The following is a 21288-nucleotide window of genomic DNA, read 5'->3' on the forward strand; positions in this document are numbered from 1 at the left end:
GGCCTTTTGTAAATTTTTCCTGAATATTTCTATTTTTAACTTAACGGTCTGTTTTATAAACAGTTTTTGGTGAAAAACAATACAAAACGTTTATAAATCAAACAGGGCTTAAATCTTACCGTTTTCTTGGGGTGACGGAAAGCCCGTCTTCAATCTCTTCGCTGGGGTTATAAATCAAGACTTCACCTTCGCTAACTCCACTCAAGACTTCGGCTTCCAGTCCGTTAATCGCCCCTATCTCCAAAGTGCGTTTTGTAGCTACGCCATCTTCTATCGCAAACGCTACCCACTGAGTGCCTTCGCGAACCATAGCAATAACTGGAACAATCAGGCTGTTCGGTTTATCAGCCAGAATAATATCGACATCCAACTGATAACCATGCCCCAGCTTTTGCCATTGCTCTGGCGGACTGGTGAAGTCGATGTAGATATTCACTCGCTGTTCTTCTATCCCAAGCGCAGTCACTTTTTTATAGGCCATAGGCTCCACTTGTCTGACGATACCTTCCAGCACGATATCACCGCCCCAACCTTCCATTCGTACTTTCTGTCCTTTAGAAAGCCGCACCGCTTCTGTGGAAATCAGCTCGACTTTGACCTCAAGCTCATTCGGATCACCAATATCCATAATCGGCTGTGCGGCATTGATAACACTGGCACTTTGTCTATAACGGGTTAACACGACGCCATTAGCAGGCGCGATAACCTGGCTACAATCGCATTTAGGCAAGAACTCAGCCAATGAAGTATCAAGTAAGGCTTGAACCCGTTCAAGCTCAGCGCGACGTAGCTGCAAGGTTGCCTGAGTCGCCTGCAATTCCTGCTGCAGGCTTTGATAGATTTTTTTCGCGGTATCATATTCCCGTTCAGAAATAGCTTCTTCCTTAAATAAATTATCAGCTCTTTCCAGATCACTTTTGGCGAAACTCAATTCATTTTGCACCTGCCTGAGTTTGGCCTGCGTCATTTCCAGTGCGGATTGGGCAGCGTGCAATTCTGCTACGGCCTGCTTTTCGCTACGAGGATCGAGCGGCTGTGATCGTAAGGGTTCAATTTCCGCGACCACAGTTTCATTGGCTACAACAGGATCTCCAACCTCCAATTCAACACGCCGCAAATAGCCGGTTATTGGAGCCGATACCTGATAAACATGCTTAACCTTGGTTTCGCCAACCTCTGAAACCACCTCATAAAATTGCCCTTTAGTCACCTTTACCGTCTCAACTTCGCTAGCTCTCGGCCACAAGCCATACGCCAACAAAGCAACTAGAACAGCAGCCAGCAGTATCCATAATGTAAAACGCTTATTAATGCCCATGAACAATTATTCCTTGGTCTTTAAAACTTCGATGAGATCGAGATTATGAATTCGTTTTGCAACAAATAGCGCAGACATAACCGAAGCGACAATCGCCACAATAACGGCGTAGCTATAGGTGTGCGGATAAATAATAATCGGGATTCTGAACAGTTCAGTCTCCAGAGCATAACCCAGCAAATGAGTCAGCCCCCAACCCACAAAACAACCTAGCGCCAAACCTATCAAGGTTAGCAACCCAATCTCACATAATAAAATATAGGAGGTTTCACCTTTAGTAAAACCCAGAACTCGCAGAGTCGCCAGCTCGCGCCCTCTTTCCGACAAAGATATTCGAATCATGTTGTAGGAAACGCCGAATACCAATATTGACGAAAGCACAATAAAGATAAAAATAAACACCAGCATACTCTCGGCAACCGTGTCGTTAAAAGCATCCAGCGAGGCTTTTTTGGTTACTAAGGCGGTGATGGCCGGTGACTCTTTAACAGCAGTGTAAAACGCCTGCGAAGCATTCGGGTCAACCACCAGGTTCAGCATAAAATATTGCCCGACCTCGCCCAGCTCACGATTAAGAGATTCAAGATTCATATAGGCAGGCATGCCCATAAAAGTATCGAAGATACCAGCTACCGCAAAGTCGCGACGCAATCCCGTCTTATCCAGAAACTCAACATAAACCCGATCGCCCACCGCCACATTCAACTTCTCCGCCAGCAAGCTTCCAATCACCATCCCCTCTTCCGGCAAGGAGATAACTTTTTGTGAATAGTTGTCATAAATGGGCTGCAAAGTAGCATCCGAGCGAATGCCCGTAATCGCGCCTCTGTGACTCTTGGTGCCATTGATAAACTCAACGGAAACATAGCGTATCGGCTCAGCCTCAAGAACGCCCGGCAATCGTTTAACCTGATGGAACGCCTGCTGTTTTTGATTCTGATAAAAAGCCATCGTCATATCTTGTCGCTGCGCATCATTAAAGAAAGACACACCCAGAAACTTAATCGCATCAAACATCTGGATACCGAGAACCATCAGGCCCACAGCAAAGGAAATTCCGATAACGGTGAAACTTGCTCGCAATGGCTTACGAATGATCTGCCGAATGGCTATCCGGGTCGGTTGATCGAGCCAATGCTTGATACGCGAAGTGTCGATAAAGCTTCTGTGATAAACATCAGGACTGGGCGGCACCATAGCAACAGCCGGTGGCAATTTAACCACCTTGGCGATCGAGCCGATGATACCGGACAGTGCAGCAATAACACTGATGCCGGTACTGATAACAAACGATGATATGGAAAAGTCATAGACAAGAACTGGGAAGCGGAAAAACTCCGCATAGACTTTGGTATTGGCCTGGCCAAGATAAGCACCCGCAATTAAGCCAATCACAGCACCCACCAGACACATCACCAAAACCATCCTGAAATAATGCATCCCCACCTGCAGATTGCTATAGCCAAATGCTTTTATTAAACCAATCTGCTCGCGCTCGTTGGTGATCATTCGACTCAACACCATGTTCGTCAGAAATGCAGAAACCAACAGGAATATGGCAGGGAAAATTGTCGAGGTGGTTTTGAGCTGCTCAATTTCATTGTTCACAAACCAATAGGACATCTGGTCATCGCGCAGATAAGAGTTTCTGCCGCCATAAGGCTCCAGCACCATATCAATCTGCTTGAGCAATGCCTGATGATCAGCCTTGGCATCAAACTTAAAAGTCGCATCATTAAATGCGCCTTTCAGATCAAAAGCCGCCTCGAGCGAACTCTGCCCTGCCCACAAGACCCCGTAACGTTTGTTATCCGGCATCAAGGAACCCGGACTCATGGCGTAAATATATTCAGGGCTTAAAGCAATGCCGACAATCGTGAAGTAACGTTTTTTACCATTCATCACCGCCGGCAATTTATCGCCCAACTTCAAGTTGTGCGCTTCGGCAAAAGGCTCATTCACAATCACCTCGTCAGAAGCACCCGGAGCAATCCAGCGCCCTTCGCGCATGGCCAGTTGATTAAGTCGTGGTTGCCCGTGATCCGGAATTGAGGTCAACATGCCCATAACCGGCTCATTGAAATCCGGCATATCCAGACTGGCGTATTTCTTAATTCGGGTTTCGACTAAGCTGATACCCTCAATCGCTTCTAAACGCTGTTTAACCGTATTGGGAACACGCACAGCGCTGACAAAAGCATCCGCAAACTGATAATCGGAATAATATTGTTCGGAGGTTTTCTGAAGTGATTCAAGCGTGGTCAACGCCATGCTCAAGGTAGCAATACCCGATGCAATAACCAAAGCCACAGCGATGACCTGGCCTTTGACATGCCATAAGTCACGCAGCAGTTTCAGATTCAGGGCGCGCATATCACCACTTTAACTCGTTGGGAGACAGACGATTTGAATTAGAATGGATATCAGAAACTTTGCCATCGCGAAGCGTCACCACACGATCGGCAATGCCACCCACCGAAGTGTTATGGGTAATCACAACAGTCGCAGTGCCGAGCTCGCGGTTGACCTGCTCAATCGCTTCCAGCACTAAAATACCGGTCTGATGATCCAGCGCTCCTGTCGGCTCATCACATAATAAAATTTCAGGCTGCTTGGCAATCGCCCTGGCGATAGCCACCCTCTGCTGCTCACCGCCGGAAAGCTGCGCCGGGAAATGATCCTTTCTGGGTAATAAACCAACCAGATCCAATGCTTCTTCAGGCTTAATGGGGTTTTTAGCAATCTCAGTCACCAAAGCGACATTTTCTAAAGCAGTAAGGCTCGGAATTAAATTGTAGAACTGAAACACAAAGCCGACATGTTCGCGACGAAAGTTGGTCAACATTCCCTTGCTTTGCGAGCTTATCAAGCGATCCTTAAAATACACCTCGCCCGAAGTGGCATCATCCAATCCGCCCAGAATATTAAGCAAGGTCGATTTACCGCTACCCGACTGCCCCAGCAAAACCACCATCTCATGCTCATACACCTCAAAATCAACGCCATCCAGCGCCTTAACCTCAACCTCACCCGTCTTATAGACCTTAGTCAGATTGTGCGCATGCAACACAGGCTTCGACTCAGTTGAAGCTGAGACACCTGTTTCTTCTTTCGTAGTTATGATTTCCGACAAGCTCAGATCCCTGATTAAAAAACAAACACCCTATGTTTCATAGTAAGAATCGAGCGGAGAGATAGCAATAGAATTTTAAAAGGAGTGGAGATTAGATGATTTATGTCAGTTGGTGACACGCGCAATACACACAGATTCAAGCCTGCATGCATCACGCGAACGACGAATTAATTCGTACTATACATTCATAATTTGCGGCCTACCGACACTGCATAGAAACATACCCATCCCCATCAGCATCTAAATCGCCAACGGTTCTAGGGTTACAATCTTCATCAATGCCTTGCGAATCGCAGATTTCCTTATTGCCTGGGTTGCGATTTGGGTTGTTGTCATCACAATCATCACCGCCACAGTGCATGGCTTTGTACCCGTCTCCATCCTTATCTTCACATGGCTTTTTACAACTCTTTTCCCTTTCAAAGCATAAGCCGCTTTCACAAGGAGGTTCCCCCGGTACGCAGGTGCCGTTTCCAGCAGGTGACATGACACGATATCTGCCATCCGTACGGCAAACTTCTTCACCGTTGCAGAAAATACCATCAGAGCAGTCAGCATTGGTGTTGCAACGATTTCGATTACGCTCTGCTGCTTCTTTCTCAAGGTAGAGGTTATAGGCCTTAGTATTAACACAGGCGCATATATCAAACCTCATTTTACGGTTCCACCGCTGTAATTCGGTTTCACCTTTACCGCAACGGCAGCGCTCGACCTGACAGCCATAGCCTGACTTTTCTTCGTAGGCCGCACAAAACTTTTTTGCATCAGACTCAGCGTTAGCATGGGCAGGCATCGATACGAACAAAAATGAAGCGAGTAGCCAAAAACTCACAATGCCTAGCGTAGATAGTAACGATATTAGTGCTTTATTCATCTGTCCCTCTCCTTATTTCGATCCATCGCAATTTTCATCAATGCCATTATTCGGAATATCTTCGGCACCGGGATGGATTGACGAGCTTCGATCATTACAGTCGCCTTTCCGCTCAGAGTATCCATCTGGCAGGCTGCAAGCATAATAAACTTTCGAAGCATCGCCCCAAAGATCTGAGTCGGCATCAAGGTAATAAGTCCGTGACACACCTTCATCAACATCCCCATTACAATTATTATCTACACCATCACAGACTTCCTGAGCACCAATATTGATGTCACGTCTCGAGTCATCGCAATCATAGGTAGCTGTATCAAACTTATTGTTTTGGCTCGCTAAAGTCGTATTCGCTCGCGCTTTTTGTTTAACGACTTGAGATTTAAGCTTTTGATGGTCTTGCAGTTTTTTCTGATACTCAATATCAGAAAGCATTTTGACTTTCTTGATGTTCTTTATGGTATTAGGGTTGATCGAAACAGTTGGCTTGGTTTTTAGCTGCACATTCTTTACTTCCTGCGCGGCATCAGTAGAACCCGATGCAAGAATAAGCGCGAAAGCTGCAACTATGCATAGATAGCAAGAAAACTTAGGTTTCATCCTGTTCTCCCTCAGTTTGTTAATTCCCGTCAATAAAGCTAGCATAAATGCATTAACCCTGCTCAAACCACCGTCACACTAATTTCATCGAGATACATGATGCTTAGGGCTCACAAAGAGGTGCCTAACAAAGCTATGTCCATTAACAATGTTACGGCATACAGACTCCAGAACAATTAAATCTTGAGAAAGCTTATAAATTCACGGCATAAAAAAACCTGCTGGAGCAGGTTTGAAGGATTAAGTTTATGGGTGTCCAATATTTTAGGTTGGTTGATTTATGTTAGTTGGGGGGTAGCTCCAACATAACCTTCGCCTCGGAGGAGTGAAGGTGATTGCATTCCTAGGAACCAAAATCCTTCAGCAAATGTTTGCCGCTCAATATCACACCCTCCTGATTATAGAAGTTAAAATCGTACGTGGGTGCATATACTTGTTTATAAAAGAAGTTAAGTAGCTTTGAATTAAGATTAGCGACGAGAGTCCTCGGCGCATCAATGACACCATCAGACCCTTGAAACTCACCAATAAGAGCCACTCCTTTAGATACAGGAAAATATACTTGTGTTTCTTTTAGACCAAAACCCGGGTTATGTTTATAAAAAGGCGGAATCCTGGCTGGATCTTTCCAAGTTAGATTCACAGGATTGTCAGTAGTGATAAATGGACCAGACTCATCTTTCGCTTTCAAGATTAACCAGTTTCTCCTTTCTAAATATGGGAGAATAGCTTCAAACTGAACAAACTCCATGTGAATGTGATGCTCTCGAGCCACTTCAATACTATATGCTTTGCTCTCGTGAAAGGCCTTAACTTCTTCGTAAGTGATACTGTCATTTACTTCTTGGCCACTTTCTTTCATTTGCAGGACTTGGGACTCCCATCGCTCCTTACTTTCCAAAGACAGATCCATAACTCTTGTGATAATTTCAGCCTCAAATGAACGCATGTGCTCTCTTCTTTCTGGCGAGCGAACAGCCAAAAGAGCTATTAACGCTAGTGTAACCTCACGTATCTCTCCATCAAATGCCACGCCTTTATCCAATTTTTTTAATGCAGTTGCAGCTTCACGTTCAAATTCAGCTAAGGACATCTCCAATACATTTGGGTGCACTCCTTCTACATCTATTCGATTAAAGTCTCTTATACCACCAACATTTCTGGGTTTTGTTTCAAAATATCTCCTCTGACGGAAATCTATTATAGACAATTTTGATTTTTTGCTACCACCTTTAGTGAAGCCTTTTAAATAGCATTGAGACAAATAATGGTGATGCCGTGCGGTCATATTTTTCCCTATAGTTAATGATGTCAGACTCTGACCTATAATTCTCATTTGAACGCTTAAAACCCATACACTATACTAACAACAATACCGCTTGCTAAAAAATCAGCACTGTACATTTAATTCGAAAATAGATTCAGTGTAATGGAAGAAGCAAGTTAAATAGAAATTACTGATTCTATTTTTAATACCTCATTATAATGTATTAAAGCCTAATCAACTGCGCTTTAAAAGGAATAGTATGATATTGACAATTATTTTTTTAAGTAACGGCAAGGTTTTTTGCGACCCCTCACAGGTTGACTTGAGCAAACTTTCCTCTTTCAAAGATTTCTGTAAAGTATTAGACCGATCTGCCGTCATTATAGAAGAGATGCATAATAAGCAAGTAGACCACTACTTGTTCTTTGTCGATGACCGCCAAATAGAAGCAGCAGCTATAAAAAAATACTTTAAGCCCGAGTGGAGCTGGTCAGCGGGGCTTCAGGTTGGCTTCTTTGCTTGGATTCTGGCATTTATACCATCAGCATTGATTTCTGAATATGCTGACATCCCCATTAATCACTCTGTGTTCGGTTGGTTAGCAGGAGGAATTTCTATTATTGCTGGCATTTGGGCAGCCCGGAATCTTGGAGGGAAGTTATAAATATTTAGTATTTATAATTTTGGAATCATAAATCATGTTTAATTGCTTTTAGCTCATAAGAAAGTATAGAAAGTATTGGACACCCACAAACTACAGACATAAAAAAACCTGCCGAGGCAGGTTTAAGCAATCTAATAGCAGAATTAATTACAGTTACTTCAGTAGAACTTTGATTTCGTCGTCACCATATTTAATAACGTCACCGGACATGATTTTCTTTCGTTTTCTCTTTTCTATTTCGCCGTTGACTAAAACCTGACCGTCATCGATTACAGCTTTTGCCTCACCGCCACTACTTACAATACCTTCGAACTTTAGTATTTTATAGAGCTCAACAGGCTCTTTTGTAATTTCTACTATCTTCACTGCAATCCTCCCCTTATGTAACTACAGTAAATGGGGTCAGAGTACATTTTTATTCTTCTTCGGTCTACTTACACTCAATTAATATACTCTGATCCCATTAATTACTGCTCAAACCACCGTCACAGTAATTTCATAGAAATACATGATGCTTAGGGCTCACAAGGTCTACGGCATACACCTTCCAGGTCTATTAAAGCTCGTCTTAGCTTATAAATTCACGGCATAAAAAAACCTGCCGGAGCAGGTTTGAAGGTTAAAGTTTGTGGATGTCGATACTTTGCTTAATAATTTACTCTGACCCCATTAATCTTCCGTCAATAAAGCTAGCATAAATGCATTAAGTCTGCTCAAACCACCGTCACACTAATTTCATCGAAATACATGACCATTAGGGATCACAGGCTTTACGGCATACACCTTCCAGGTCAGTTAAACCTCACAGAAGCTTATAAACTCACGGCACAAAAAAACCTGCCGGAGCAGGTTTGAAGGTTCTAAAGTATGTGGGTGTCGATACTTTGCTTAATAATTTACTCTGACCCTATTAATTCATAGAAAAACAATTTTCCAAGGCTTACCATTTGCCTTTGCAGAATCGTTGATATTTTTTTCGATGTTTTTCAAACCATGTATAGTGAATTTAAAGTCGATTTCAATACCATTTTCATACGTTATTTCCGCCTCAGGTAATGAATTATCCAAATAACTATAAGATATTCCGTGTTTTTTTCCTAAGCGATATGGAACTTCAACCTCAATAAGGTTGTTATCTATGCGCACATATCTAAGTGGTCCATCTTTGATGCCATCATTATTTTCGCACCATTCAGCTCGAATGTTCTGCTCTTTGACCTCTTTAATCTTAAGGTGGCCATTGTTTGGACATTGGAGTTCAGTCGCATAAGAAAGGACTTGTAACGTAAGGATAAACATAAATATGAGATAACGCATAAAAGACTCTAGTTGTAGTTAATGTACTCTGGACCCCATTAATTTGCCGGTTGTTTGATTTATGTCAGTTTGGGGCAGTGTTATGAAGCCATGCCTCAAGCAAGTTATTAGCCTGCTCCATATCAGGAGCAACAAATCCTAAGCCTCTTAACTTGTCTCCTTCTGAAACATATATTAAGTGCAATCCTTTAGGTCTTTTGCCTTCTCGAGTTGTGTAAACATCAACTGTATAAAGACTCTCGGCATAACTATTCACCTTCTGAAAGATTAGTTCGTCATCACTATCCTTAAAAACTGAAATAGTTGGCAAGGAACCATTACCACGTGGTATCCAAATCTCATGAAATTTGAATTCCCCACCACCTTTTAACTTTATGAAATTAAAGTTAGTTAAGTCCGACTCTATAAATTCAGACCCGATACAATATTCTTTTTCAAATACTGGATAGCATGATTTGTTTTTACAACCATAGGAAAAGATAGCGGATGTGAATAATAAAAGTATAGCGATAAGCTTTTTCATTTTATCTCTTTAAGTCAAAAGGGCTTAGCTGAAGTTTATGGGTGTCCAATACATCACTAACTCAATTAATTTACTCTGACCCCATTAATTTCCAGAGTCCTGTCATTTCAATATCTGGCTCTACAAATTATTAATGATGTTGGGCTCAGGTGCTCGAATAAAGCTTGGCTACAGGCAATTTCATTAGTTAAGGAAAAACTGTACTATGAGCTTTAAGAAATTCGTGGGGATCCGTCAGACTCTGACCCCATTAATTTACCCCATTAATTTTAAAACTTAAACCCTGTTGCTTTAATCGGAATGCTACCGATACCGCTCGTACTTATATGATCTTTCAAGTCTGAGTATACTTCAGTAGCAAAATTATAAAACTCTTGATGAAACTCATCATCATCGGAACAGTTAGTTGATTCAGCGAAGCACTTAGCCGCTGAAAACAGCTTTGATATGGCAATGACCATTATCATTTGCTTTAAACCCACAGCACCTTCCCTAGTATCTGGCAAAGGGATAACTGCAAACTGGCCTTTTGTGTTCATAGCGTGACTTGTTTCGTCTTTTATTTGTTGCAGAGTAGGATGCTTCATTTTGCACAAAAGTTTATAGTTGTAATAACAAAGCCTCCAAGCTTGTTCAAAGTCTTTGCCACTTGGAGGTTTGCTTTTTATTTCACCAAATAAATCTCTTTGTGCAGCCATCTTGGATAGCCGTTGAGGCTTCCATGGAACATCACCATTTTTATCGGCAAGAATTTCTTCGGCTAAATCATCTCTGCCGCTAATACAATTTACTACAAGAGCATTTTCATAAAGAGAGGACGCAACACATGCAGCTTGATACGGATAACCCCAATTAATAAGTAACCAAACCCCTCTGAAGTCACTCATTACTCTCTTTAGAAAAGCCGCAGCCAATTTAAGAGATTTACTGCCAGATTCTTCGCCTTTTAAAAATGGTGCTTTAATAGCAAGATTCATACATTTTTCGGCAAGCTCATCCCAAGGCTTTAAGGCGTGGTGATTTTTATCAATTGCATGAACCTCTAGCTGAGCAAGGTAATTCCAATAATGATCTGGCCAATTGTCTGGTGTAATATCCATTTTTTGAAAGTCCCTTAAACCACTCTAGGCCACATAACGCCGTTATAACCAGCGCAGCTTTGCTGCGTCCGGCGCCGAAGGCGCGTAGTTGATAACTTTGTTATAAGAACTACTCTCCAGTTCTAATCGTTTTGAGAAGCTTAGGAATATCTTCGTGTTCTTCATACCAAATAATACCGACACCAAAAGACAGGGCATCATTCTCTTCGAACTTTTCCATTAGCTGGATTAGTTCTTCAACAACCTCATCCAGCCCTAATTGAGAACGCGACTTTTCATCTAGTATTTCTTTGTTTTCTTCTAGAATTTTTACTAAGCGCTCTTTGACAAAAGAGCTTTTATATCGTTTTTTCAGACAATAGTGATGAATATTATCGTCTCCGCGTTCATTTCTTGAGATGTCTAGCAACCGCCTAAGATTTGGATCTGAAAATGATAAACCTATAAATATGCAATTATGGTCTTTAAACTTATTAATTTGAATCAAATTGCTCCAGCCGTAAACATCATTATACTGCTGGTGATATCCATCTTCTCCCAATACAACTCTGTTTTTTGAAGTCAGCTTGCCATCTTGCGGTAAGTAGCCGTGTACATGGTAAATAGGGAGTTCATGACGCTTATTTTTCATTCCTCGGCTATATATGGGAGCAAAAGGAATATCAACGTCGATATTACTTAGGCACTTTTCGATCATATCATCGTAATTATATGTAATTATTGAGTCTAAGTTAGGGCTTCTCCCAGCAGCAATACAGAACTGTCGAACTTCTTTTAATAGCTCAGAATCTTTCTGAGATTTTAGTTCTGAGTACAAACCATCCCTTATCGCATTTTCAAATGCTAAAGTAGAACGAGGATTTTTCTTTCTAAAGTAATTATGAAGATACCTAGCTGTGATAAGTGAGTTTGGTTCAAAAATACTTGAGAAAGTTCTAGCCAACACCCCAGCTTTCTCTTCCGCACTACCATTATCAGCCTCTTCATCTTCATTTTTTATTGTTATCAATAACAATTTTTGAAGGAGTGTATTCCAATCTGGTAGTCCATACGCAGCAGAAGCTCCAGCTCCTAACACCATCACCAAACTTTCGTTTCTATACCAATCAGAAATCTGGCTAAGCTTCTGCTTCTGTGTTTTTTCCGACCTTCCTGGCAAAAACAGAGATGACTCAAAGTTGCTGGACAAACCTAGCTTGGCAATCTTTTTGAGCAGCTCTCCAGCCAATGTGACTTCTACTGACACTCGAAATTCCTTTAGTTCTTATAACATTATATTACCGGGCATCACCGATAACCTTTTGATTTAAAATGATTTATTTTTAATGCCCATTTTTCAGACTAATACCATATAAAACGGAACATTTCTGTTCTGGTATCTCTTTTGAGAGCATATGGGGTCAGAGTACATTTCAATACCAAGCCCATCATAAATATTCAATTAATTTACTCTGACCCCATTAATTCGCATTAATTCCCATATTAATTCCCATATTAATTTTTAGCAAAATTGAGGGTGCTAAAAATAAAAGGTGATAATATTAAAATAACTTTATGCATAATCCCGCCGCTAGTTAAAAGATGCTTTACAGGTCGGACAAACCTTAGATTCCTTGTTTTGCAGTTTATTTCCACAATTAGTACAAACTGAATAAACCGCCATACTTGAGCCAATCAACAAGAATAAAAATCCTACGAATAAACCTATGGGAAACCAGAAGAACATTAGTGCAATTCCAGCAGCCTGAACCAAAGCACCAACTCCAGCAAACTCTGACTTACGTCTCTTCTTAGCTTTTATTGGTTCTTCCGACATATTTCCTCCTTAATTTAATTTGTATTCCATCTTCGACACCAATGTTCTGAAACTTCTGAACATTTACAAACTTATAAGTTAAATGGGTCAGAGTACCTTTCAATACCACCCCATCATAACCATTAAATTAATTTACTCTGACCCCACTAATTTTTAATTTTCATTCAGCAAGCTCCCGCCTGTTTTGCCCCGTAGGTTGCTTGGCTCTTTGTGTACTTATCTCCATAACTAGATGAAAGCTGCTCAATGAGGCCTTTGCACGAGAAACCCTGAATGCTTAGGTATTGTTTCGCAGACCTTACCGCTTGCTTATTCCAATCAATGTTCATGCTATCGACAGCTACAGTTGCATCAGAAACGTTATAACCATCTCCATAGTCTGACGATAGTTGCTCAATAAGTCCGTTGCGTGAGAAACCTTGGACGCTGATGTATTGCTGGGCAGACCTGACGGCATTTTTTTGAGGGCCTGTTAAACTATTGCCCCACGTAGGCGCGGTAGCAAAAAAAACTGCAATCAGTGCTAACTTCAAAAAATTCATACTAAGTTCTCCATGAAAACTAATTCTTGCATCCGTTTTTCGCACATGTGATTTTTTGTGAACTAGAAACCCAATGGTCTGGATGTTCCTTAGTATCAAAACCACAACCAGTTTTACCGCCTTTAGTACCTTTATGAATTTCATTTGTTGGTATATGTTTTACAGCCATATTGAATCTCTCCTTAAGGTCTTGTCGTTGAGCCTGGTATCTCTTCTAAGATCTCAGCTTCACTACTCTTTTGTGAAATAGCTCACACCTTATAATAGTTAGGTTTTTTGGTATTGCAATGATTTTATTGTTTGAATTTTAATCGACCAATTATCCAAACGATAAATTACGGGCATAAAAAAACCTGCCAAAGCAGGTTTAAGTAGTCTAATAGCAGAATTAAATATGGTTATTTCAGTAGAACTTTGAATTCGTTGTTCATAAACTCAATAACATCACCTGACATTATTTTCTTTCGTTTTCTCTTCTCTATCTCACCGTTGACTAAAACCTGACCGTCATCGATTACAGCTTTTGCCTCACCGCCACTACTTACAATACCTTCGAACTTTAGTATTTTATAGAGCTCAACCGGCTCTTTTGTAATTTCTACTACCTTCACTGCAATATCCCCTTCTGTACCAATAAATGGCATTACATCATATTAACGGACAACACTGCATAAGAATTCATGACTACCGAATGTTTAATATACTCATTACTATTCATTTGACCATATTTCTTGGACTTTAAGAGCTTCATTTTGATAACTGTTATCTTCAAGTTGTTCTGCATAATTTAATATGGTGTACTCCACAAAAGCTTTAATTAGCTCACGTTGCTCTGAGTTACATGCCATATACAATTCATTGCCTTTTCCGTCTGCTTCAAGATGAAACAAGAACTGACCAAAATAGAACTCATTATTCATTGTTTCTAAACTCAAACGTATTAGAGACGGCATATAGTATTTCTTGCCCTCTGCTGTGGCAAAACATAATGGATCCCAGCCAGGATTTCCTAACTCATCGAGACTGATAGTATCAATAGTAGAATTGAGCAGTGTTTGGTCGTGCTCTTCACATTCATCACAGTGTTTATAATCAGTAAAATGCCTGGGCTTTTCCATATGGAATAACCGTTTTGCTTCTTCTATCCAATCCATGCTCTATTTACTCATAACATTTCAACAAATGGCTGACGCCTAGTCCTATTACTGCTTGCTTGACCTTACATAGCTATTGATTTTGCCATGTTGTTTAAGCGAATCTAAATAATCTGATGTAATACCACCTGATGCCCATGTACATTCAGGATCAAGGTTGTCACAGCCGATAAATACTCTTTCACCTTTTTTAGAAATTTGTATGTGGATAATTCCCTCTTGATGGTGCAATAGCTCTTTTTCTTTAATGAGCTCAAGTATTTTTTTAGAGCTTTCAGTTGTTAGGGGAATTATATAAAAGTTAAGTTTTGGCCAAGATGTTTGACGTGGCAATATATCAGTAGCCTCACAAACTATATTGTCGAAATGATTGAAGTTATCAACTAGTTCGTAACCCTCAAAAGAAATATATGAGTCTTCACTTGAATAAAAGTCCATAATCTCTTTAAGAGCATTAACTTTATCCTTAATATCGATCATGTACATAAATTAAGCAACATTACGAATCTGTTAGACATCGAGCAACCTTACGCCACAAATATCTGTGAGGTCAATTAAACCTTTGAAGCTCACAAATTACAGACATAAAAAAACCTGCCGGAGCAGGTTTAAAGAAACTCTTTTGAGGGAGGGATTATAAAATACAAGCGACCGTAGGGAGTCCCCTTGCGGGATATTTTACCCTTCGGGCCAGCGTCGCCTTGCTCCGCTGTTCAAAATCGTTCCAGACGATTTTGTCGAACCTAAAGGTTCTCATCCTTCCTTCTATTATTTTAAATTGGATTTGAAAACCCAATTTAAAATAATGGCGGTGAGGGAGGGATTCGAACCCTCGATACCGGATTAGGGTATACTCCCTTAGCAGGGGAGCGCCTTCAGCCGCTCGGCCACCTCACCTTTAGTGCGGACGGAATGTTACCTTATTTAAGATAAATTGCAACACTCCTTTTCCACTTTTTTAATAATATTCGTTATCGTCTGATGAGCCGCCTTGATAACCTTCCATTTGCTTCTCATGTTGAATGCGCAAATAGATTTCTTCGCGGTGTACAGCAACTTCTTTAGGTGCGTTGATACCGATGCGAACTTGATTACCTTTAACGCCTAGAACAGTTACGGTGATTTCATCACCAATCATAAGTGTCTCACCGACACGACGGGTTAAGATTAACATTCCAATCTCCTACATTTCCTGTAGCTCAGAAACTCGGCAATCATTGCTTATTCCTTCGCCATCTACAAATCGACTGTATAGTTTACATACAAAGTTGAAGCGACGGATTCTATCAATATTCCTCGCGCAACTCTACTTTTTTGTGAGTGGACTCACAAAGTTACCTAACTAGGATAATCGGTTACAGTTTAATTGTATAGCTAAAGGCCTTGAGATTAAGGCGCTCTAGCTTAATCGTTCTGTAACCCAGGGCTTTACGCTATCCAGTGCTGCTGGCAGTGCTGCCGGGTCTTTACCGCCTGCTTGCGCCATGTCTGGGCGGCCACCGCCCTTGCCGCCTACTTGCGACGCGACCATATTGACCAGCTCTCCTGCTTTAACCTTGCCGGTTAAGTCTTTGCTGACGCCGACAATAATGCTGACTTTGTCTTCTTCAGCGATGCCTAACACCACGATACTGCTGCCCAGCTTGTTTTTGAGCTGGTCTTGGATTTCACGCAGTGCTTTAGCTTCAACACCTTCTAATTTAGTGACCAGTAACTTAACGCCATTAATCTCTTCGGCCTGGCTGGCAAGATCGCTGCCTTGCGATGAGGCTAATTTGCTCTGCAGGGCTTCGATGGTCTTCTCGAGCTGGCGACTCTTGTCCATGAGTTGGTTTACTTTTTCAGCTACCTGCGAAGGTTCTGATTTGAGTAACTTACCAATCGATTGCAAGCTGGCTTCGGTGGACTGCATCCAGTTAACTGCGCCCGCGCCTGTGGTCGCTTCGATGCGACGAACTCCAGCTGCGATGCCGGACTCGGATAGAATTTTGAAAGCGCCGATATCACCAGTGCGTTTAACGTGTGTACCGCCGCATAGCTCAACCGAGAATGGCGACATGGTGAGAACTCGCACTTCATCGCCATACTTTTCGCCGAATAAGGCCATTGCGCCGTGTTCTTTGGCTTCGTCCATCGACATGGTCTCGGCTTGAACTTGATGATTTTCGTAAATCTTCTGATTGACCAGGGCTTCTATCTGGCGAAGCTGTTTCTGCGTCACTGGCTCTGGATTGGAAAAGTCAAAACGCAAACGCTCTGGGCCTACCAATGAGCCTTTCTGGGTTACATGCGTGCCAAGAATGTTGCGCAGCGCAGCATGGAGTAAGTGAGTGGCTGAGTGATTACGCATGGTGTGTTGACGACGTTCTGCATCAACAAAAGCCTGTAGCTCAGACTCATTGGAGATTGAGCCTTTTTCCATGTAACCAATGTGCGCAATGGCGTCGCCAATTTTCTGTGTATCTTCAACTTTGAAGCTAGCGCCACAGCCCATCAACTGACCGGTATCGCCTACCTGTCCACCTGCTTCTGCGTAAAACGGCGTTTTCGCTAAAATGACAACGCCCTTCTCGCCTTCTTCCAGACGCTCGACTTCCTGCTCGCCTTGAAGCAAACGGGTAACGATCACATTCTGATTGGTGTAGTCATAACCGGTGAATTCTGAACGCTCATCGATACTGAAGTTATCGTTGTAATCAGTACCGAAGTTACTGGCGGCTCGCGCACGTTCACGCTGCTCGTTCATGGCTTTCTCGAAACCATCCCAATCAACTTCCAGCCCTTTTTCGCGCGCGATATCAGCGGTTAAATCTTGTGGGAAGCCATAAGTGTCATAGAGCTTGAATACCGTTTCGCCAGAAATGGTTTTGCCATTGTTGGCAACAAGGTCAGCGATATCCTGATCAAGGATCTGCATACCTTTATCTAAAGTACGCGCAAAGGCTTCTTCTTCTTTCGCCAATACTTTTTCAATTAAGTCTTTGTGCTCAACCAGGCCTGGATAAGCATCGCCCATCACATCAAGTAATGGTTGAATCAGTTTGGCAAAGAAAATGCCTTTAGCGCCCAACTGATGGCCATGACGTACCGCACGTCGCACGATACGGCGCAATACATAACCACGACCTTCGTTGCTTGGCACAATGCCATCCAGCACTAGAAATGCGCAAGAGCGAATATGGTCGGCGATGACACGCAATGATTTGTTATCAAGGTCTTTGACCTTTAACAGATCGGCAGTTGATTTGATGAGATGTTGGAACAGGTCGATTTCATAGTTACTGTGAACGCCCTGCAAGATTGCAGCAATACGCTCAAGCCCCATACCGGTATCAACCGATGGTTTTGGTAATCGCTCCATGGTGCCGTCTTTGTGACGGTTGAACTGCATGAATACCAGATTCCAGATTTCGATAAAACGATCACCGTCTTCTTCAGGCGTTCCCGGAGGGCCGCCCCAGATGTCTTCACCATGATCATAGAAGACTTCGGTACAAGGACCGCAAGGACCAGTATCGCCCATCGCCCAGAAGTTATCGGACGCGTAACGCTCGCCTTTGTTATCGCCGATACGGCTGATGCGATCCGCTGGGAAACCGATATCATTGACCCAGATATCAAAAGCTTCGTCGTCTTCTTCGTAAACGGTGACCCACAGCTTTTCTTTAGGCAGTTTGAATTCTTCAGTTAGCAGCTCCCAGCAATAGGCAATCGCTTCTTTCTTGAAGTAATCGCCAAAGCTGAAGTTTCCGAGCATTTCAAAGAAGGTGTGATGACGCGCGGTATAACCGACATTTTCCAAATCGTTATGTTTACCACCGGCGCGAACACAGCGTTGTGATGAGGTTGCGCGGGTGTAGCTACGCTTATCAATGCCTAGAAAGCAATCTTTGAACTGCACCATGCCTGCATTGGTAAATAGCAATGTGGGATCGTTGGCGGGAATCAGAGGGCTGCTATCAACGATGTGATGGCCCTTGTTTTCAAAGAACGATAAAAAAGCGTTACGAATTTGGTTAGTTGTCATACTCACGGTGATAACCTATTACCTTATTTGATACTTTAATTTATTTTCTTAACTATTTGAAAGTTAAGCTATTCGTCTTCCTCAATTGAGGCGCGAGATAAAATTCGGTTGATGATGTCGAAATCAAAACCGCGGTACTGCATGAAACGCGCCTGTTTGGCTTTTAGTTTCAGGTCATTACCGGGCAGTTGATTATATTTCTTTTGCCAGATTGATAAAGCGGTTTTATACCAATCTATGTCCATTTCTTCGAATAACAAGCTGATCTGATGTTCATCAATGCCCTTTTTCTTGAGCTCCTGTTGAATTCGAAGTGGCCCATAGCCAGTTTCGACGCGCACCCGCAGGAAGCTTTTGGCGAAACGCTGGTCACTTTGCAGGTTCCGTTCAGCCAGTCGATCCAGATAGGCTTCGACCTCTTCGCCTTCGAATCCACGAACTTTCAGCTTATCCAAAAGCTCACGCCGGGAATGTTCCCGGCGTGCTAGTAAGTCCATTGCGATAATTTTGTAATCGCGTTTTGGCTTTTCTTTCTTCATTCAGTGCTGTGAAAAAATGCAGTAAAAGTTAGGCTTCAACTTCCGGCGCATCTTCATCAGCTTCATCAGCAGGCTTTTTCGCGGTTACCAATAACTCTGAGCGAAGTTTAGCTTCAATTTCTTCCTTAATATCTACATTATCTTTCAGGAACTGAATAACATTCTGTTTACCCTGGCCAATCTTGTTGCCATTGTATGAATACCAGGCGCCAGACTTTTCAACCATGTCATGCTTAACGCCCCAGTCAAGAATCTCACCTTCTAGTGAAGTACCTTCACCATAAAGGATCTGGAATTCAGCCTGTTTAAATGGCGGCGCCACTTTGTTCTTAACCACTTTGACGCGAGTTTCGTTACCGACAATCTCGTCGCCCTGCTTGATTTGGCCAATACGACGAATATCCAAACGAACCGAAGCATAGAACTTCAATGCGTTACCACCGGTAGTCGTTTCTGGCGAACCAAACATAACACCAATCTTCATACGGATCTGGTTAATAAAGACACACAGCGTATTCGAGCGTTTAATGTTAGCCGTCAATTTACGCAAAGCTTGCGACATCAAACGAGCCTGCAAGCCCATGTGTGAGTCGCCCATTTCGCCTTCAATCTCAGCTTTTGGCGTTAGTGCTGCCACTGAGTCAACCACTACGATGTCTACCGCACCTGAGCGCACTAACATATCGGTAATTTCTAATGCCTGCTCACCAGTATCCGGTTGCGAAACGATAAGGTCATCAAGATTGACGCCAAGCTTCTCGGCATAAGTCGGATCTAATGCGTGCTCAGCATCAACGAAAGCTGCTGTGCCGCCCTCTTTCTGACAACTGGCAATAGCTTGCAGTGCCAAGGTTGTTTTACCAGAAGACTCAGGGCCATAAATCTCAACCACGCGACCTTTTGGTAAACCGCCAATGCCCAACGCAATATCAAGCCCTAATGAACCGGTCGAAATTGTTCCAATACCTCGAGCTGCGCTGTTGTCACCCAAGCGCATAATTGAGCCTTTACCGAATTGGCGCTCAATCTGTGTTAAAGCCGCACCAAGAGCTTTCTTTTTGTTGTCATCCATCTACGGATACCTACCTAATCGTTTTAAAAAGTTAAAATTCGCTTCAAAAATAAAGCCCCGATTATTCCACAATCACACTCGAAAAGTAACCTGTGATCGCTGACAACCCTTAGAGAAATTGTCATTCGCATGCTAGAGCTATTTCCTACTTAACCAGCCTACTAGCATACTGCCTAAAACGTCATTTAATGTCGCAATACGAATGTCTGAGCGAGAACCTGATAATTGCAGTAAACGCGAGTGAACAGCTTTTCCATCAAATAAGCCTATCCAGACTGTGCCGACTGGCTTTTCTGGCGTGCCGCCATCCGGCCCTGCAATGCCGCTGACAGAAACGGCAATACGATTTCCACTGCCTGACGCTATATATGCGCCACGCGCCATAGCCTCGACAACCTGCTGCGACACGGCGCCATATTTATCAATGATATGAGCAGGCACACCGAGCATATCTTGCTTGGATTGGTTGGAATAGGTGACAAAGCCACGATCAAACCAGTTTGAGCTGCCCGCCTGTTCAGTGCAGGTTGCAGCGATCAGTCCACCAGTACAAGACTCGGCGGTGACTAATAAAAGGTTTTTCTCAATCAGTAAGTTAGCGACTCTTTTTACGAGATCACTTGAATGTTCAGTCATAGGCTTTTTATCATTTTGAGGCAAGCTTGGCCTACCTCTTTATCGTCAAATCCGTTGAGCCACGAGAAAGTTTATATCCTACAAGTTTTCAATAACAATAGACATATTTTATCGGCATTGAAGTTGACTAATGCCGTATTTCTCAAGGCAATAATAAATTCAGAATGACAACAATTACAAATGCAACCAAATGGTTGCATTTGAGATAAAAAAATGCTCTACTGGATTCTGTCACAACTCAATTAACTAACTAAAGGAGCTTATTATGCAGGATAAAATTGAACGTGAAATTATCATCAATGCACCTAAAGAACGAATTTATGAAGCAATTGCCGATCCTAAAAAGGTGGTTCAATGGTTCCCTGAGACACTTGAAGGTAGCTACCAGGTTGGAGAGAGTCCTATTTTTGGCTTTGGTGAACATGGCAAGAACCAGGTCTACATTGTTGATGCCAAACCGCATGAATACTTTGCCTACCGCTGGGTTCCCGGCTCCAACCATTTTACAGGCGATGTTCTATCGGTGCCAAACACCTTGGTAGAGTTTCGTATCAGCGAGTCTGGTAATGGCTGTAAAGTCACTTTAACTGAAACAGGTTTCTCCAAACTTCCCGCAGAAGTTGCCGAAGAGAGCTTGAAGCAAAATACTGGCGGCTGGGAATTTATGCTGGATCGCCTGCAAAAACTATTTGCAGAATAGAGGTTTATA

Annotated in this window: 24 protein-coding genes and 1 tRNA gene; 2 read left to right on the top strand and 23 right to left on the bottom strand. The window is 42.5% G+C overall.

All coding sequences use genetic code 11. The features are described from left to right. Positions 1 to 115: 115 nt before the first annotated feature. The 6 genes from ACYTXU_RS06035 to ACYTXU_RS06060 all read right to left on the bottom strand — a co-directional run bounded on the left by ACYTXU_RS06035 (position 116) and on the right by ACYTXU_RS06060 (position 7210). Positions 116 to 1318, bottom strand: a complete 1203-nt coding sequence (locus tag ACYTXU_RS06035) for an efflux RND transporter periplasmic adaptor subunit (protein ID WP_462209135.1) — start codon at positions 1316 to 1318, stop codon at positions 116 to 118. A 6-nt stretch (positions 1319 to 1324) separates the two neighbouring features. Further along, positions 1325 to 3691, bottom strand: coding sequence for an ABC transporter permease (locus ACYTXU_RS06040; RefSeq protein WP_462209136.1), 2367 nt, complete (start codon positions 3689 to 3691; stop codon positions 1325 to 1327). A 1-nt stretch (position 3692) separates the two neighbouring features. Further along, positions 3693 to 4442, bottom strand: a complete 750-nt coding sequence (locus tag ACYTXU_RS06045) for an ABC transporter ATP-binding protein (protein ID WP_462209369.1) — start codon at positions 4440 to 4442, stop codon at positions 3693 to 3695. Positions 4443 to 4650: 208 nt separating this feature from the next. After that, the gene (locus ACYTXU_RS06050) at positions 4651 to 5325 is read right to left on the bottom strand and encodes a putative metal-binding motif-containing protein (protein WP_462209138.1); all 675 of its coding nucleotides are present in this window, start codon (positions 5323 to 5325) and stop codon (positions 4651 to 4653) included. 12 nt (positions 5326 to 5337) lie between these two features. Further along, complete coding sequence (locus ACYTXU_RS06055) at positions 5338 to 5922, bottom strand: putative metal-binding motif-containing protein (RefSeq protein WP_462209139.1); 585 nt, start codon at positions 5920 to 5922, stop codon at positions 5338 to 5340. 343 nt (positions 5923 to 6265) lie between these two features. Beyond that, positions 6266 to 7210, bottom strand: coding sequence for a DUF4238 domain-containing protein (locus ACYTXU_RS06060; RefSeq protein ID WP_462209141.1), 945 nt, complete (start codon positions 7208 to 7210; stop codon positions 6266 to 6268). A 238-nt stretch (positions 7211 to 7448) separates the two neighbouring features. Here ACYTXU_RS06060 and ACYTXU_RS06065 point away from each other — a divergent pair, with 238 nt between their 5' ends. Further along, a complete protein-coding gene (locus tag ACYTXU_RS06065; RefSeq protein WP_462209143.1) occupies positions 7449 to 7853 on the top strand; it encodes a hypothetical protein in 405 nt (134 codons plus the stop codon). Between the two features lie 153 nt (positions 7854 to 8006). On the opposite strand, the gene ACYTXU_RS06070 is transcribed toward ACYTXU_RS06065, so the two are convergent. From ACYTXU_RS06070 to ACYTXU_RS06150, 17 genes are all read right to left on the bottom strand, one after another. Further along, on the bottom strand, positions 8007 to 8219 hold the full coding sequence (locus ACYTXU_RS06070; RefSeq protein WP_462209145.1) for an RNA-binding S4 domain-containing protein: 213 nt from the start codon (positions 8217 to 8219) through the stop codon (positions 8007 to 8009). A 549-nt stretch (positions 8220 to 8768) separates the two neighbouring features. After that, entirely contained in the window at positions 8769 to 9170 is a 402-nt protein-coding gene (locus ACYTXU_RS06075; protein ID WP_462209146.1) for a hypothetical protein, read from the bottom strand. A gap of 64 nt (positions 9171 to 9234) precedes the next feature. Then, the gene (locus ACYTXU_RS06080) at positions 9235 to 9693 is read right to left on the bottom strand and encodes a hypothetical protein (protein WP_462209148.1); all 459 of its coding nucleotides are present in this window, start codon (positions 9691 to 9693) and stop codon (positions 9235 to 9237) included. 269 nt (positions 9694 to 9962) lie between these two features. Beyond that, complete coding sequence (locus tag ACYTXU_RS06085; protein WP_462209149.1) at positions 9963 to 10793, bottom strand: hypothetical protein; 831 nt, start codon at positions 10791 to 10793, stop codon at positions 9963 to 9965. A gap of 109 nt (positions 10794 to 10902) precedes the next feature. Further along, positions 10903 to 12039: an SIR2 family protein gene (locus ACYTXU_RS06090; RefSeq protein ID WP_462209151.1), complete on the bottom strand. Its 1137-nt coding sequence runs from the start codon at positions 12037 to 12039 to the stop codon at positions 10903 to 10905. Positions 12040 to 12363: 324 nt separating this feature from the next. Then, positions 12364 to 12609, bottom strand: coding sequence for a hypothetical protein (locus tag ACYTXU_RS06095; RefSeq protein ID WP_462209152.1), 246 nt, complete (start codon positions 12607 to 12609; stop codon positions 12364 to 12366). A gap of 164 nt (positions 12610 to 12773) precedes the next feature. Beyond that, positions 12774 to 13151: an Ltp family lipoprotein gene (locus tag ACYTXU_RS06100; RefSeq protein WP_462209153.1), complete on the bottom strand. Its 378-nt coding sequence runs from the start codon at positions 13149 to 13151 to the stop codon at positions 12774 to 12776. A gap of 19 nt (positions 13152 to 13170) precedes the next feature. Further along, complete coding sequence (locus ACYTXU_RS06105) at positions 13171 to 13320, bottom strand: hypothetical protein (RefSeq protein ID WP_462209155.1); 150 nt, start codon at positions 13318 to 13320, stop codon at positions 13171 to 13173. A 229-nt stretch (positions 13321 to 13549) separates the two neighbouring features. Then, positions 13550 to 13762 carry an RNA-binding S4 domain-containing protein gene (locus ACYTXU_RS06110; protein WP_462209370.1) on the bottom strand — a complete coding sequence of 71 codons (213 nt, stop codon included), beginning with the start codon at positions 13760 to 13762 and terminating at the stop codon, positions 13550 to 13552. A gap of 99 nt (positions 13763 to 13861) precedes the next feature. Then, on the bottom strand, positions 13862 to 14305 hold the full coding sequence (locus ACYTXU_RS06115) for a DUF6714 family protein (protein ID WP_462209156.1): 444 nt from the start codon (positions 14303 to 14305) through the stop codon (positions 13862 to 13864). Between the two features lie 48 nt (positions 14306 to 14353). After that, positions 14354 to 14785, bottom strand: a complete 432-nt coding sequence (locus ACYTXU_RS06120) for a hypothetical protein (protein ID WP_462209157.1) — start codon at positions 14783 to 14785, stop codon at positions 14354 to 14356. 326 nt (positions 14786 to 15111) lie between these two features. Further along, positions 15112 to 15202 (bottom strand) — tRNA-Ser (locus tag ACYTXU_RS06125). Between the two features lie 61 nt (positions 15203 to 15263). Next, positions 15264 to 15479 carry a carbon storage regulator CsrA gene (gene csrA, locus ACYTXU_RS06130; protein WP_012801363.1) on the bottom strand — a complete coding sequence of 72 codons (216 nt, stop codon included), beginning with the start codon at positions 15477 to 15479 and terminating at the stop codon, positions 15264 to 15266. A 225-nt stretch (positions 15480 to 15704) separates the two neighbouring features. Then, positions 15705 to 18338, bottom strand: coding sequence for an alanine--tRNA ligase (gene alaS, locus ACYTXU_RS06135; RefSeq protein WP_462209158.1), 2634 nt, complete (start codon positions 18336 to 18338; stop codon positions 15705 to 15707). 62 nt (positions 18339 to 18400) lie between these two features. Further along, complete coding sequence (recX, locus tag ACYTXU_RS06140; protein WP_462209160.1) at positions 18401 to 18871, bottom strand: recombination regulator RecX; 471 nt, start codon at positions 18869 to 18871, stop codon at positions 18401 to 18403. A 28-nt stretch (positions 18872 to 18899) separates the two neighbouring features. Continuing rightward, positions 18900 to 19943 (bottom strand): recombinase RecA, encoded by a 1044-nt coding sequence (recA, locus tag ACYTXU_RS06145; RefSeq protein ID WP_462209161.1) that lies wholly within the window; start codon positions 19941 to 19943, stop codon positions 18900 to 18902. 138 nt (positions 19944 to 20081) lie between these two features. After that, positions 20082 to 20579, bottom strand: a complete 498-nt coding sequence (locus tag ACYTXU_RS06150) for a CinA family protein (protein WP_462209163.1) — start codon at positions 20577 to 20579, stop codon at positions 20082 to 20084. A gap of 265 nt (positions 20580 to 20844) precedes the next feature. On the opposite strand from ACYTXU_RS06150, the gene ACYTXU_RS06155 reads away from it, so the two are divergent. Next, the gene (locus ACYTXU_RS06155; protein ID WP_462209165.1) at positions 20845 to 21279 is read left to right on the top strand and encodes an SRPBCC family protein; all 435 of its coding nucleotides are present in this window, start codon (positions 20845 to 20847) and stop codon (positions 21277 to 21279) included. Positions 21280 to 21288 lie beyond the last annotated feature (9 nt).

Source organism: Kangiella sp. M94 (assembly GCF_054926195.1).

Excerpts from the sequence above, each read along its gene's own strand:
- ACYTXU_RS06115 (WP_462209156.1), bottom strand. The coding sequence starts at position 14,305 with ATGGATTGGATAGAAGAAGCAAAACGGTTATTCCATATGGAAAAGCCC.
- ACYTXU_RS06065 (WP_462209143.1), top strand. The coding sequence starts at position 7,449 with ATGATATTGACAATTATTTTTTTAAGTAACGGCAAGGTTTTTTGCGAC.
- ACYTXU_RS06105 (WP_462209155.1), bottom strand. The coding sequence starts at position 13,320 with ATGGCTGTAAAACATATACCAACAAATGAAATTCATAAAGGTACTAAA.
- ACYTXU_RS06075 (WP_462209146.1), bottom strand. The coding sequence starts at position 9,170 with ATGCGTTATCTCATATTTATGTTTATCCTTACGTTACAAGTCCTTTCT.
- ACYTXU_RS06080 (WP_462209148.1), bottom strand. The coding sequence starts at position 9,693 with ATGAAAAAGCTTATCGCTATACTTTTATTATTCACATCCGCTATCTTT.
- ACYTXU_RS06035 (WP_462209135.1), bottom strand. The coding sequence starts at position 1,318 with ATGGGCATTAATAAGCGTTTTACATTATGGATACTGCTGGCTGCTGTT.
- ACYTXU_RS06155 (WP_462209165.1), top strand. The coding sequence starts at position 20,845 with ATGCAGGATAAAATTGAACGTGAAATTATCATCAATGCACCTAAAGAA.
- ACYTXU_RS06095 (WP_462209152.1), bottom strand. The coding sequence starts at position 12,609 with ATGTCGGAAGAACCAATAAAAGCTAAGAAGAGACGTAAGTCAGAGTTT.
- ACYTXU_RS06150 (WP_462209163.1), bottom strand. The coding sequence starts at position 20,579 with ATGACTGAACATTCAAGTGATCTCGTAAAAAGAGTCGCTAACTTACTG.
- csrA (WP_012801363.1), bottom strand. The coding sequence starts at position 15,479 with ATGTTAATCTTAACCCGTCGTGTCGGTGAGACACTTATGATTGGTGAT.
- ACYTXU_RS06085 (WP_462209149.1), bottom strand. The coding sequence starts at position 10,793 with ATGGATATTACACCAGACAATTGGCCAGATCATTATTGGAATTACCTT.
- ACYTXU_RS06060 (WP_462209141.1), bottom strand. The coding sequence starts at position 7,210 with ATGACCGCACGGCATCACCATTATTTGTCTCAATGCTATTTAAAAGGC.
- ACYTXU_RS06040 (WP_462209136.1), bottom strand. The coding sequence starts at position 3,691 with ATGCGCGCCCTGAATCTGAAACTGCTGCGTGACTTATGGCATGTCAAA.
- recX (WP_462209160.1), bottom strand. The coding sequence starts at position 18,871 with ATGAAGAAAGAAAAGCCAAAACGCGATTACAAAATTATCGCAATGGAC.
- ACYTXU_RS06055 (WP_462209139.1), bottom strand. The coding sequence starts at position 5,922 with ATGAAACCTAAGTTTTCTTGCTATCTATGCATAGTTGCAGCTTTCGCG.
- ACYTXU_RS06050 (WP_462209138.1), bottom strand. The coding sequence starts at position 5,325 with ATGAATAAAGCACTAATATCGTTACTATCTACGCTAGGCATTGTGAGT.
- ACYTXU_RS06120 (WP_462209157.1), bottom strand. The coding sequence starts at position 14,785 with ATGATCGATATTAAGGATAAAGTTAATGCTCTTAAAGAGATTATGGAC.
- recA (WP_462209161.1), bottom strand. The coding sequence starts at position 19,943 with ATGGATGACAACAAAAAGAAAGCTCTTGGTGCGGCTTTAACACAGATT.
- ACYTXU_RS06100 (WP_462209153.1), bottom strand. The coding sequence starts at position 13,151 with ATGAATTTTTTGAAGTTAGCACTGATTGCAGTTTTTTTTGCTACCGCG.